Consider the following 12,209-nt stretch of genomic DNA (forward strand, 5'->3'; position numbering starts at 1 on the left):
CCCCCCCTTTTTCACCTGCAGGCTCGACGCCGTGCGGTGGGTTTTGAGATAGGTGGCGTCGATCATGATCGTCGTCGTTTCGGATGTCTCCGCCGCGAGCCCCTCGAACATTCGAGCGAACACACCCATCTCGCTCCCCCGCTTCCAGCGGTTGTAGAGCGTCTTGTGCGGACCATAGGCTGCCGGCGCGTCACACCACCGTAAGCCATTGCGGTTGATCAAGATAATACCACTCAGGACGCGCCGATCATCGACGCGTGGCCTGCCGTGGCTCTTCGGGAAGAAAGGTCGCAGGCGCTCCAACTGCTCTTCGGTAAGCCAGAAAGGGTTCCCATGTTCAACGTCTCCTTACGGAGGCTCAATCATGGCAACTGCCCGAAATCAATGGGTCCTGAGCCTAAGACACGTCGCAAAGGACGTCGTAACGCACGTGTCTTAGATCAGGTCGCCTCCAACCGGCAGGCGGCCTCAACCGGTCGGTTCCCATCCGATGCGCCACAGAATTTGAGCCGCTGCCCTTTTTAACAGGGTTCATGGACGGCCGCGCTGGCCGCCCATGAAAGCTTGAAAGCGCGCGGTCAGTCGGCCAGTTCCTTTGACGGATCGTAATGCGCCAGTGTTTCGGCGAAGCGGCCGTTGATGTAGGCACCCGAGGTGATCGGCTCGTATTTCGCCGGGTGCGCGTCGTCGACGCAGCTGTCGAGGGGCTGGATCACCGAGTCGTAGCTGGGGCCGAAGAAGAACGGAATCGAGTAGCGCTCGACGCCCGAGCGGTTGATCGCGCGGTGCACGGTCGAGGCAAAGAGATCATTGGTCCAGCGCGCCATCTGGTCGCCGATGTTCACCACGAAATGGCCCGGCAGCGGCGGCGCGCTGATCCAGTCACCCTCGGAGTTCAGCACCTGCAGCGCGCGGATGCGGGGGTCGTCCTGCGCGAGGATGGTGAAGCACTCGTAGTCGGAATGCGCGCCGATGCCGATCTGGCGCTCGTCGACCTCGCCCTCCTGCGGCGGGTAGTGCAGCAGGCGCAGCGTCGCGAGGGGCTTTTCCACCAGCGCGTCGAAATGCGCCTCCTCGAGTTCCAGCGACAGCGCGAAGGCGTGCAGCAGCGCGTGCGACAGGCGTAGCATCTCGTCGTAATAGGCGCCGACGTCGGCGCGGAAGGCGGCGTCATCGGCGGGCCACTGGTTCGGGCCGTAGAGCACCTTGCCGGCCAGCACGTCGGGGTCGGTCGCCGGAACCTCCAGCGCCATGTCCCAGCTTTCGTGCAGATCGCCGCGCGCGGTGGGATCGGTGTTTTCCTCCAGCAGCGCTGCGTAGCCGCGGTTGTTGCGCGACTTGGCGACGTGGATTTTCATCTTCTCGGCGTCGGGCAGGGCGAAGTAGCGCCGCGCGGTGGCGAAGGCGCCGTCGATCACCGCTTGCGGCACGCCGTGGTTCTTCACGTAGAAGAAGCCGATCTCCGAGCAGGCGCGGCGCAGCGCCAGCGCCAGCTCGCGCTTGGCGTCCTCGTCCTCGGTGAAGATCGCCGCGAGGTCGATCACCGGCAGCTTGTCGAAGGGCACACGCTCGGCGTCGAGCCCGGTGTCCTTGAGCAGGCGCGGGCCGTTTCCGGTGGTCAGTGAGGTCATTCGGTCTCTCCTTTGGACGCGTCGGGGAAGCACAGCGCCTCCACGAAATAGCGGGGGCCGGCAAAGTCGAAGCCGGGCTGGAAGTAGTCTTTGCAGAAGGCGAGGAAGGCGCGGGTCTTGGGCGCCACGTAGCGCGGGTCGGGCACGCGCAGGGTGATGCTGCGCGCCTCGGTCTGCCACTCGGGCAGCACCGGAACCAGGTGCCCTTCGCGCACTTCGAGCTCGGTGAAGAAGGCGGGCAGCAGGGCCAGCCCCGCGCCGGCGACGGCGAAGTATTTCGTCGTCCAGTAGTCGTTGGTGACGATGTCGGCAGGCGGCAGGATTTCGGCGCTGTCGCGGGTGTCGCTCAACCGCCAGGGCTGCACCCCCTCGGCATCGCGGTAGAGGACGCCCTTGTGCCGGGCGAGATCGGCAACGGTCCCGGGCGTGCCGTGTTCCGCAAGGTAGCGCGGGCTGGCGTAGAGCCCGTAGCGCAGCGTCGCCAGCACCTCGGCGCCGGGGCCGGAGGTGTCGTCGAAGGAAAGCACGGCATCGAACACCTTCTGGCGACTGAGGTCGAGGAATACCGAGGGCGCGAAGAACACGAGGTTGAGCTGGATTTTCGGATGCGCGGCGCGGAAGGCCTGCAGCATCTGCGCGTTGAGCGCCGTGCCGAACTCGCCCGACGCACCGACCCGCAGCACGCCCGCCGCGTCGTCCTGCATCGAGGCGACGGCGGCGGCGGTGTCGTCGCAGAGCGACAGGATGTGCTGGCCGCGCTCGAGCAGCACCCGCCCCGCATCGGTAAGTTCCAGCGTGCGGCCGCGGCGGGCGAAGAGCTCGGCCCCGACCTCCTCCTCGAGCTGCTTCAGCTTCAGGCTGACCGAGGATTTCGGCAAGCCGTGCAACCGTGCCGCAACCGAGACCGACCCGGTCTCGGCGACCTTGATGAAGGTGCTCAGCGCCTGAAAATTCATCAGTAATCGTCCATATTCTTGGATTTGTATCCGAGGATACAGGTTTTCTGTCCAAATTTCTGAACATGTGGCTTTGGATCAGGCAAGCAAAGCCTGTCGGGATTCGCCGGAATCGGACGCCCCCCGACCCAAAACGCACAAAAAGCACTCAGCCCGCCCGCCGGGCGCCAACAGGGAAAGGATCGCCTCATGATCAAATTGCGCAGCGCATTCGCCACCGGCCTTCTGGCTGCCTCGCTGCCCGTGGCCGCCGGGGCCTTCGAGCTGAAATCCGAACCGAAGATCGCCTTCATCTACGCCTCGACCGTGCAGGACGGCGGCTGGAACGAGGCCATCGACAAGGGCCGTGCCGCGGTTTCCGAGGAGCTGGGGCTCGACATCGCCGTTGCCGAGAACATCCCCGAGGAGGCTACTCGCCTGCGCGCCGCGATCGATCTCTACGTGCAGCGCGGCTACAACATCATCGTCGGCACCACCTACGGCTACAGCGAGGCGATGTACGAGGCGGCGCAGGCCTATCCCGACGTCGCTTTCTTCAACGCCTCGGGCGTGCACAATGGCGAGAACATGGAAAGTTTCTACGCCCGCACCTACGAGGCCTGGTACCTCGCCGGGATCGCCGCGGCGGAGGCCTCGGACAGCGGCAAGATCGGCATGCTGGCGGGCTTCCCGGTGGGCGTGGTCAACTGGGACGTCAACGGCTTCGCGCGCGGGGCACAATCGGTGGAGCCCGGGATCGACACCACCGTGGTCTACACCAACAGCTGGTGGGACCCGGTGAAGGAAGGCCAGGTCTCGGAGGCGATCCTCGACCAGAACGCCGACGTCATCGCCACCGACCTCTCCGCCGCATCGGCGCTGAACGCCGCCGAAGAGCGCGGCGCCGGGGCGATCGGCTACCAGATCGACATGTCGGCCGCGGCGCCCGAGAACATCCTGACCTCGGTCGTGTTCAACTGGGATGCCTATCTCACCCCGCGTATCAAGGCGGTGATCGATGGCAGCTGGGAGCCCGAGGAATGGGGCTGGTTCGAGGGACTCGAATCGGGCGTCGTCGACCTCGCGCCCTTCGGCCCCTCGGTCAGCGAGGAGACCAAGACGAAGATCGCCGACGCCAAGGCGCAGATCATCGCGGGGGAGCTTCAGCCCTTCGCCGGGCCGCTGAAGGCGCGCGACGGCGGAGAGGTGGTGGCCGCGGGCGAGGTTCTGCCCGACGACGCGCTCTGGACCATGGATTTCTTCGTCGATGGCATCACCGGGACCATGCCGGCCGGCGAATGAGGTCTCCGCAAGACATGCATTTCCCGCATCCCGGACCGCAGGAGGCTCCGGGGCGCGCGCCCGCGCTCTTGCTGCGCGGGATCGACAAGTCCTTCGACGGGCACAGAGCACTCGACGGCGCCGGCTTTCGCCTCGACTGGGGCGAGGTGCACGCGCTGGTGGGCGAAAACGGTGCCGGGAAGTCGACGATCATGAACGTGGCGACGGCGGTCTATGCCGCCGACGCGGGCGAGGTGATCGTCGATGGCCGCGACGTGCCGCTGCGCGGTCCCGCCGATGCCATGGCCGCGGGGCTCGGCATGGTGCACCAGCATTTCCGGCTGGTCGGCAGCTTCACCGTGGCCGAGAACGTCGCGCTGTCGCTGCGCGGGGCGGGGCAGAAGGTGAGCGTCGCCGAGGCGGCGCGCCTGCTGGCGGCGCGCGCCGCCGAGCTGGGCTTTCGCATCGACCCCGCCGCGCGGGTGGATGAGCTGTCGATCGCCGAGCGGCAGCGGGCCGAGATTCTCAAAGTGCTGCTGCTGGGCGCGGGGACCCTGATCCTCGACGAGCCTACAGCCGTGCTCACTGCCGACGAGGCGCAGGCGCTGCTGACGCTTGTCCGGCAGCTCGCCCGCCGGGGCAGGGCGGTCGTGCTGATCACACACAAGCTGCGCGAGGTGGCGGCCTATTCCGACCGGATCACCGTCATGCGACAGGGCCGCACGGTGCTCGATGCCGCCCCGGCGGAGGGGCTGGCGATGGACGAGGTGGCACGGCTCGCCGTAGGCGAGATGCCCGCCGCCGCGCCGCGCATCGCCGCCCGACCCGGCGTGCCGCTCCTTTCGATCGAAGGGCTTTCGGCCCATCGCGGCGACGGCAGCCGGGCGCTCGACGGGCTGGCGCTCGAGCTGGCCGAGGGCGAGGTGCTGGGCATTGCCGGTGTCGGCGGCAACGGTCAGCCGGAACTGGTGGACGTGCTCTCGGGCCTGCGCCGCCCCGGGGGGGGCACGATCCGGCTCGGCGGCGCGGACCTGCTCACAGCGTCTCCCGCCGCGCGCCGCGACGCGGGATTGCGCGTCGTGCCCGCCGACCGCTTCGATAGTGCCATGGCGCCCGGGCTATCGCTGGCCGAGAACCTGGCCCTGACCGGCGTCGCCTCGGGCCGTTTCGGCGGGCGCTGGCTGGTGGATCGCCGCAAGATGCGCCGCGAGGCGGAGCGGTTGATCGCCGACCACGAGGTGCGCGGCGGCGGTCCCGCCACCCCTGCCTCGCTGCTCTCGGGCGGCAATGCTCAGAAGCTGCTGCTGGCGCGCGAGGTCTCGGACGGCGCGCGGCTGCTGGTGGCCCATTCCCCTTCCCGCGGGCTCGACCTGCGCGCGACCCGGGCGGTGCATGGCGCCATCGCAGAGGGCGTGGCGCGCGGCATGGCCTGCCTACTTATCAGCGAGGACCTCGAAGAGATCATGTCCCTCTCCACCCGCGTCTGCGTCATCAACAACGGTCGGCTCAGCGCCCCGATGCCGGCGTCCGAGGTCACCCCGGAACGGCTCGGCGCACTCCTGGTGGGCCATGCTTGACGGTGCCCTTCTGGTTCGCCGCCAGCGGGTGCCGCTGCGCCTGAGCGCGGCGAGCTACTTCGGCGGGCTGCTCTTCGGCCTGGCTTTGGCGGCGCTGATCCTCGTGCAGCTGGGCGTGCCCACGGCGGCGCTCTGGCAGGAATTCGTCGTGCAGACCTTCCTGACCTCGCAGGGGCTCGGCCAGACGGTCACCGCGATGATCCCGCTGGTGCTGGTCGGTCTCGGCACGGCGCTGGCGCTGCGGGTGCAGTTCTGGAACATCGGCATCGAGGGGCAGCTCTGGCTCGGCGCCATGGCGGCCACCTGGGTGTCGATCCTCGACCTCGGGCCCGAGCCGCTGCGCCTGCCGCTGATATTGGCGCTCTCGATGCTGGCGGGCGCGCTCTGGATCGCGCTTCCCTTGGCGCTGAAACTCCTGTGGGATGTGAGCGAGGTGATCTCGACGCTGCTGCTCGGCTCCATCGCCTTCTTCTGGGTGCAGCACCAGCTCTTCGGCGCATGGCGCGACGGCAAGACGGGCTTTCCCACCTCGCCGACGCTGGACGCCGCCGAACGCCTGCCGCTGCTCGGCTGGGGGCAGGTGCACGCGGGGCTTTGGCTTGCGCTGGCAGCGGTGCTGCTGGCGGCGATGGTGATCGGCGTCACCCGGCTCGGCTTCTACGCCCGCGCGGTCGGTGCCAACCGCCGCGCGGCGCGGGCGGCGGGGCTGCCGGTGCTGATGACCGTCGCGGTCTTCGTGCTGGGGTCGGGCGCGCTCTGCGGGCTGGCAGGGGCGGTGATCGTCACCGGCACCGAGTTCCGGCTCAGCCAGTCGATCGGCGCAGGCTACCTCTTCAGCGGCATCATCATCGCCTATCTCGCGCGGTCGAACCCGTTGGCGGTGCTGGTGGTGAGCTTCCTGCTGGGCGGGCTCTACACCGCGGGCGGGGTGCTGAAGGTGTTCTACGGGATATCGGAAGCCATGGTCCTGCTGGTGCAGGGCGTGGTGCTGCTCTCGGTTCTCTGCGCGCAGCTCTTCGCCGATTACCGCGTCGTGGCACGGAGGCCGGCATGACCGATTTCTTCCTTGCATGGCTCACCGTGCTGCCGGGCTACGTGCTGCCGCTGCTGCTGGCCAGTCTCGGCGTGGTCTTGTCCGAGAGGGCCGGCGTGCTGAACCTTTGTCCCGAGGGCTTCATGGCGGTCGGTGCGATGACCGGGGCGCTGATCTGCCTCGCGGGGCAGGGGCCTTGGCTCGGGGTTCTCGGCGGTACGGCGGCGGGGCTCGGCCTCTCGGCGGTCTTCGGGCTTGCGGTGGTGGTCTTCCGCGTAGAGCAGACGCTGGCGGGGCTTGCGACCGTGGCGCTCGGTCTCGGGATCACCGGCGTGCTGGGGCGGAGCCATGTGCAGAAGCCCTTCGACGGCGTGCCGCGCCTGTCGGAGACCTCATGGGGGGCCGAGCTGCCGCGTGTTCTCGGGCAGCAGACGCTGATGCTTCCGCTGGCGCTGCTGCTTCTGCTGCTGGTCGCCTGGTTCCTGACGCGCAGCGCCGCGGGGCTGCGGCTGCGGGCCGTCGGCGAGGATCCGGGGGCTGCGGATGTGGCGGGGGTGGACGTGCAGATCGTGCAGCTGGGCGCGGTGCTGACCAGTGGCGCCTTCGGCGGTCTGGCCGGGGCCTACCTGTCGGTCGCCTCGGCGCATGTCTGGGTCGAGGGCATGGTCGCGGGGCGCGGCTGGGTGGTGATCGCGCTGGTCATCTTCGCGCGCTGGCGCCCGTTGCGCTGCCTTGCTGCCGCGCTGCTCTTCGGCGGCACCGAGGCGCTGATGCCGCGATTGCAGGCCCTGGGGGTCGATTTTCCGGTCTACCTTGGCGCCATGCTTCCCTACGTCCTGACGCTGGCCGTTCTCGCGCTGACCTCGACGCGGCGCGGTGCGCGCAGCGGTGCCCCGGCGGCGCTTGGGTTGAGCTACCTGCGGCAGGATAAGCACTGACACCTTTGGGCAGCTAGTGGTCATTCCTGAGGCGCGGCACCGGGTCATCCGGCGCAACCCTCGCATGCAGAATGCCGTGGGAGAGACCGCCGACCTGGTCACCGTGCAGCGCGATCATGGGGTCTGGGGCAATAAGAAGCGCAGCGGCAGCCACATGGTTGCGTTGCGCGAGCAGGTCAACGAGGCTGAGTTGGTCGCGGCGTTGAGCGAACGCGACGTTCCCACGAACAATTGTAGCCAGACCATGGGGATATTTTCAGTTTGCTGAACAGCGATGCAGTCCCGGAGCGAGCCCCTCATGTGCTCGCGGAGCTGATCAACTGACCTCTGAAATGGCGCAGTTCCCCCAGAGACTTTCGGGGAGCCGAGTTTCTTATGTGGCCTAGGGTCCGCGTCAGCGGCCTCCGCCGTTCCGATCATAACCAGCCGAGCGCATGGGCGGACTGGATGGCTTCGCCGCGTTTCTTCGCGCCGAGCTTCGCGTAGAGCCGGGACAGGTGGAATTTCACCGTCGGCTCGGCGATGTTCAACGTTTGCGAAATCCGCTTGTTGGGGTAGCCCCCGGCAATCAGCTGCAAGAGCTGAGCTTCGCGTTCGGTCAGCCCCCCGGCGCGCGCCTTGGCCTTGGGCGTCGAGATGGACGCGGCGTATTTCGACAGGGTCGCGCGGATGTCCGGTGCGGTCTCGATGTGCTGGCGAATGCGCGCCTCGCGCAGCAGTGGTGCAAGGAAGATCCGCTGCTCGGAAAGCACGCCGAAACAGCCAAGCCGGGAGGCCGACAGAAGCGCGGCCTGCAGCTGGCTCCGGGCCGCTGCGGTATCGCGGCGCTTGTGGGCGAGGTGGGCGCGCCAGATCTTCAGCGCGACGGTTTCCCGCAGGGTCGCTTTCGGGTTGCTCTCGAGCGCGGCGAGCTGACGGTCGATGTCAGGTCCGGGCGCTGGGTCCTCGACGAGGCAGCGCAGACGAGCCATGGCCAGCGCGATGGCGTTGCGGTCGTTGAGCTGGGCCAGCCAATCGGGGGTCATCGCCTCCGGCGGGATGCTCTGCGCGGCACGCAGGCTCTGCAGCGTGGCGGTCGCCTCGCCGATGCGGCCCTCGTTCTGATAGGCAGTGGCGGTGCGGATTTGGACGGTCTGCAGCAGGTCCATCCGCTCGGCAAGGTGGAGCCAGAGGCCGTCGAGGAAGCCCGGCCGGATGCTGGCGGGGTAATGGTCCATCACCGCCTGCGACGCGTATTGGATCGCGAAGTGGAACAGGCTCGGCCAGATCTCGGCGCGCGCGAAGGCGTCGAACTCCTGCTCCAGGAAGGCCACGAGTTTCTGGGGCTGTCCGTCCTCGTAGGCCAGCGCGGCCTCGGCAAGGTGCAGCATCCGGAATTCCTGTTCGACTGGATGCGTGACGGATTGCAGCTTTTCTCGGGCGATGCGCGCGGCGGGCCGGGCAAGCCGCACATCGCCGTTCGTCAGGTGCAGAACGATCAGGTGCAGGTGGATGAAGAATTCGAGCAGCGGGTGGCCCCCGATCTTGCGGAAGTAGATCAGCGCGCGGGCGGCGGCGGCCTCGGCCTCGCGGAAATTCCTGCGCCGGATCTCGAATTCCAGCAGCGCGTTGTAGAACGCCGCCCATTTCTGGTCGTCGCCCACCGGGTAGTCGGCCATGAACTCGCCGAGCCTCTGCAGCATCGCATCAGAGGGGGTCATGTCCTCGCTGATCATCATGTTCAGGCGAAAGCGGCGCGCCGCGAAGGAGAACCGTGTCCCGCGCGACAGCACCTTGAGCGGATCGAGATAGTCCGAGCCCAGGTGCTTCGCCACCAGCTGGCGGACCCGTTGGAACTCGCCCTGTTTCATCAGGGTGCGGGTGATCGCGAAGAGCACCGTCTCGTTGGTCGCGACGAGCTCCGGAGAGAAGCGCAGGACGATCCGGCTGAACTCGTTGAGGTTTGACTCGTAGATCAGTTCGAGCCCGCGTGAATGCGCAAGGATCTGCGCCGCATGGGCCTCGTGCCCATGGTCGAGCAACAGTGCCATGGCGGCGAGCGGGCGGTTGGCGGCCTCGAGGGCGGTGGCGACCTCGGTGACCGAGCCGGAGTTGGAGAAGGTTTCGATCCGCGCGGCCACGGCCGTACGCAGGGCCCTGATCAGGGCGGATTGCGCTTCGGGTGCGCTGAGAAGGAAGGGCGGCAGCGCGTCGCACCAGTCGTCGTCCGGGTCCGGGGTGGGGTCTTCGAGCCAGATCGACAACCGGGTTGTGGGCGCGGGAGAGAGCTGCGCGAGGAAGGTCTCGCCGACATAGGCCGCAGCCAGGTTTGGGTCCGGTGTCGCCGCGAGCGGCAGAAACGCCGGCCAGCCAGCGTAGCTTTCCAGCAGCCGCCGTGCCAGGGGCGTGGGGAAGCTGCTGCTGAGCTCTGCGGCGCTGAAACTCAGCGCGCGCGCATCTAGCGTCTGCTTGCCGCCGTGCAGGAGCCGCCGAGCAAGGCCGGTGATCTTCTGGCTGGGGCGATGCGCAATCACTAGGTGCTCGACGGTCTCCGCCACCTGCGCCGGCAGGCGCGCGGTGCGCGCCGAGCCCGGCACATCCCAGAACAGCCAGCCATTCTGCACGTCGCTCTCGCGCGGGGTATGCAGCGCGCAGACCGAGGCCCCAATCTGTTCCGCCGCGTCGCGCATCAGGGCCGACTTCCCGGCGCCGGCGGGGGCGCGCAGGAAAACCGTGCCGGTCTGATCGCTCAGGATGCGATCGATCAGTGATTTGCGCAATATTCTTGCGGGCGGGGAGGTATCGGGGGGCATTCAGAAACCTATACCATTTTTATGAAAACCCATACCATCCCCAAATTGTCGAACCCTCGACGCTGCAGAATAGTCCGCCGAAAGAGACCAACCGGGAGGTTTCCGGCTGATGCAGCAAAACCCGTTTTTAGCGATCCTGACCCGACTCCTCACCTTCGTCCTGGTGATGGTCGTGCTGTCGATCATGATTTTCGTGCTGGCCCGGGTGGTGCCGGGCGACCCTGCCCGCATGGCACTGGGCCCCACGGCCACGCCGGAACAGGTCAGCGCCCTGCGTACCGAGATGGGACTCGATGACTCCCTGCCGGTGCAGTACGCCTCCTACATGGCGCGCGCCCTGCAGGGCGATTTGGGCATGTCGCTGTTGTCGCAGCGACCGGTGACCATGGACCTTGGCCAGACGGTTCCTGCGACGGTCGAGCTGGTGTTGGTGGCGGTGATCATCATGTTCGCCGTGGCCATCCCCCTCGGCGTCATGACCTCCCATTTCCGCGATCGCTGGGTCGATCACGTCGGGCGGCTGTTCTCGCTCGTCGGCGTGACCATCCCGAGCTTCCTCTTTGCCATCTCGCTGCAGCTGGTGGCGGCGCGCTACTTCGGCGACTGGCCGATCATCGGGCGGATGGATCACGGCCTGGGCTTTACCGGCGGGCCGACCGGGCTGATGCTGGTGGACTCGCTGCTTGCCGGCCGGATGGACGTCTTCGCCTCGGCGCTGCAGCACCTCGCGCTGCCGGCCGTTGCCTTGTCGATGGCGGGGATCGGTCAGATCACCCGCATCACCCGCTCGGCGATGCTGGAGAACCGCCGCAAGGATCACGTGCTCACGTTGCAGAGCTTCGGCGTGCCGGAGCGGGTGATCATCTTCCGCTACCTGCTGAAGCTCTCGTCGATCGCGCCGCTGACCATCATGGGGCTCGAGTTCGCCTCGCTGATCGGCAACGCCTTCGTCATCGAGATGGTCTTCTCATGGGGTGGCTTCGCCTCCTACGGGCTCAACGCGATCCTGCAGAAAGACCTGAACGCGGTCACGGCCGTGGTGCTGGTGTCGGGCCTGTTCTTCATCGTCGCCAACCTGATCGTCGATGTGCTGATCGCCATCATCGATCCCCGCATGCGCCGAAAGGAGGCCCGCTGATGGCCGAGGTTAAGATGGCTCTGGACGGAGCGAACAAGGACCTGAGCGCAAGCTACATGATGTGGTACCGCTTCAGCCGCAACCCCGCGGCGGTGATCGGCACCCTGGTCGTGCTCTCGGCGGTGATCTTCGCGATCCTCGCGCCCTACATCACCCCGAAGCCGGAGGACGTGGGCGCGGTTGTGAACTTCCGCGCGCGCCACCTGCCGCCGGACGCGACCCACTGGTTCGGCACCGACAAGGTCGGACGCGACATCTTCTCGCGCGCCGTCTTCGGCCTGCGCATCTCGCTGCTGCTGGTCATCGGCGTGCTCGGGATCTCGGTGCCGATCGGCACGGTGCTCGGCCTCGCCGCGGGCTACTTCGGCGGCTGGACCGAACGGATCATCACCGGGCTGACCAACGTCATGCTGGCGATGCCGCCGCTGGTGATGGCGCTGGCGGTGTCGAACCTGCTGGAGCCGACGCTGATGAACGCGATGATCGCGATCACCCTGCTGTGGTGGACCTGGCACGCACGGCTGATCTACGCGGTGTCGAAATCGGTGGCGTCGGAGGACTTCATCGAGGCCGCGCGCATCGCCGGGGCCGGCCCACTGCACATCCTCTTCCGCGAGATCCTGCCCAACTGCGTGTCAGTGATCTCGGTCAAGACGACGCTGGACGCGGCCTTCGTGATCCTCTTCGGCGCGACGCTGAGCTTCCTCGGCTTCGGCGTGAAACCCCCGACCCCTGACCTCGGCTCGATGGTGGCCGACGGGCGGCAGTTCATGCCCGACTTCTGGTGGGAGGTGCTGTGCCCCGGCGCGGTCATTCTCTACGTCACGCTCGGCTTCAACCTTCTGGGCGACGGTCTGCGCGACATGTTCGATATGGAGGGCTGA

At 67.5% G+C, this 12,209-nt stretch carries 10 protein-coding genes and 1 pseudogene; 7 read left to right on the plus strand and 4 right to left on the minus strand.

Annotated elements, in window-relative coordinates; all coding sequences use genetic code 11:
* From LC039_RS08340 to LC039_RS08350, 3 genes and pseudogenes are all read right to left on the minus strand, one after another.
* Positions 1–330 (minus strand): annotated as a pseudogene (locus tag LC039_RS08340) (transposase); the annotation flags it as partial.
* A gap of 248 nt (positions 331–578) precedes the next feature.
* Entirely contained in the window at positions 579–1,631 is a 1,053-nt protein-coding gene (locus LC039_RS08345) for an isopenicillin N synthase family dioxygenase (RefSeq protein WP_226623213.1), read from the minus strand.
* Complete coding sequence (locus tag LC039_RS08350) at positions 1,628–2,587, minus strand: LysR family transcriptional regulator (RefSeq protein WP_226623214.1); 960 nt, start codon at positions 2,585–2,587, stop codon at positions 1,628–1,630. The genes LC039_RS08345 and LC039_RS08350 overlap by 4 nt, the downstream gene beginning before the upstream one ends.
* Positions 2,588–2,776: 189 nt before the next feature.
* On the opposite strand from LC039_RS08350, the gene LC039_RS08355 reads away from it, so the two are divergent.
* From LC039_RS08355 to LC039_RS08375, 5 genes are all read left to right on the plus strand, one after another.
* Positions 2,777–3,868 (plus strand): BMP family ABC transporter substrate-binding protein, encoded by a 1,092-nt coding sequence (locus LC039_RS08355; protein ID WP_226623215.1) that lies wholly within the window; start codon positions 2,777–2,779, stop codon positions 3,866–3,868.
* 14 nt (positions 3,869–3,882) lie between these two features.
* Entirely contained in the window at positions 3,883–5,424 is a 1,542-nt protein-coding gene (locus tag LC039_RS08360) for an ABC transporter ATP-binding protein (RefSeq protein WP_226623216.1), read from the plus strand.
* Entirely contained in the window at positions 5,417–6,478 is a 1,062-nt protein-coding gene (locus tag LC039_RS08365; RefSeq protein WP_226623217.1) for an ABC transporter permease, read from the plus strand. The genes LC039_RS08360 and LC039_RS08365 overlap by 8 nt, the downstream gene beginning before the upstream one ends.
* On the plus strand, positions 6,475–7,395 hold the full coding sequence (locus LC039_RS08370; protein WP_226623218.1) for an ABC transporter permease: 921 nt from the start codon (positions 6,475–6,477) through the stop codon (positions 7,393–7,395). Before LC039_RS08365 ends, LC039_RS08370 begins: the two co-directional genes overlap by 4 nt.
* A gap of 64 nt (positions 7,396–7,459) precedes the next feature.
* Positions 7,460–7,663, plus strand: coding sequence for a hypothetical protein (locus LC039_RS08375; RefSeq protein ID WP_226623219.1), 204 nt, complete (start codon positions 7,460–7,462; stop codon positions 7,661–7,663).
* A gap of 148 nt (positions 7,664–7,811) precedes the next feature.
* Here LC039_RS08375 and LC039_RS08380 read toward each other — a convergent pair whose 3' ends face one another.
* Positions 7,812–10,154 carry a helix-turn-helix transcriptional regulator gene (locus LC039_RS08380; protein WP_226623220.1) on the minus strand — a complete coding sequence of 781 codons (2,343 nt, stop codon included), beginning with the start codon at positions 10,152–10,154 and terminating at the stop codon, positions 7,812–7,814.
* 142 nt (positions 10,155–10,296) lie between these two features.
* Here LC039_RS08380 and LC039_RS08385 point away from each other — a divergent pair, with 142 nt between their 5' ends.
* Complete coding sequence (locus tag LC039_RS08385) at positions 10,297–11,325, plus strand: ABC transporter permease (protein ID WP_226623221.1); 1,029 nt, start codon at positions 10,297–10,299, stop codon at positions 11,323–11,325.
* On the plus strand, positions 11,325–12,209 hold the full coding sequence (locus tag LC039_RS08390) for an ABC transporter permease (protein ID WP_226623222.1): 885 nt from the start codon (positions 11,325–11,327) through the stop codon (positions 12,207–12,209). The genes LC039_RS08385 and LC039_RS08390 overlap by 1 nt, the downstream gene beginning before the upstream one ends.

Origin of the sequence: Alloyangia pacifica, from assembly GCF_020524285.1 — a bacterium.
Classification (GTDB): domain Bacteria; phylum Pseudomonadota; class Alphaproteobacteria; order Rhodobacterales; family Rhodobacteraceae; genus Salipiger; species Salipiger pacificus_B.

Bases quoted from the DNA above. Each gene is read 5' to 3' on its own strand.
- LC039_RS08345 (WP_226623213.1), bottom strand. From the start codon at position 1,631: ATGACCTCACTGACCACCGGAAACGGCCCGCGCCTGCTCAAGGACACC.
- LC039_RS08350 (WP_226623214.1), bottom strand. From the start codon at position 2,587: ATGAATTTTCAGGCGCTGAGCACCTTCATCAAGGTCGCCGAGACCGGG.
- LC039_RS08355 (WP_226623215.1), top strand. From the start codon at position 2,777: ATGATCAAATTGCGCAGCGCATTCGCCACCGGCCTTCTGGCTGCCTCG.
- LC039_RS08360 (WP_226623216.1), top strand. From the start codon at position 3,883: ATGCATTTCCCGCATCCCGGACCGCAGGAGGCTCCGGGGCGCGCGCCC.
- LC039_RS08365 (WP_226623217.1), top strand. From the start codon at position 5,417: ATGCTTGACGGTGCCCTTCTGGTTCGCCGCCAGCGGGTGCCGCTGCGC.
- LC039_RS08370 (WP_226623218.1), top strand. From the start codon at position 6,475: ATGACCGATTTCTTCCTTGCATGGCTCACCGTGCTGCCGGGCTACGTG.
- LC039_RS08375 (WP_226623219.1), top strand. From the start codon at position 7,460: ATGCAGAATGCCGTGGGAGAGACCGCCGACCTGGTCACCGTGCAGCGC.
- LC039_RS08385 (WP_226623221.1), top strand. From the start codon at position 10,297: ATGCAGCAAAACCCGTTTTTAGCGATCCTGACCCGACTCCTCACCTTC.
- LC039_RS08390 (WP_226623222.1), top strand. From the start codon at position 11,325: ATGGCCGAGGTTAAGATGGCTCTGGACGGAGCGAACAAGGACCTGAGC.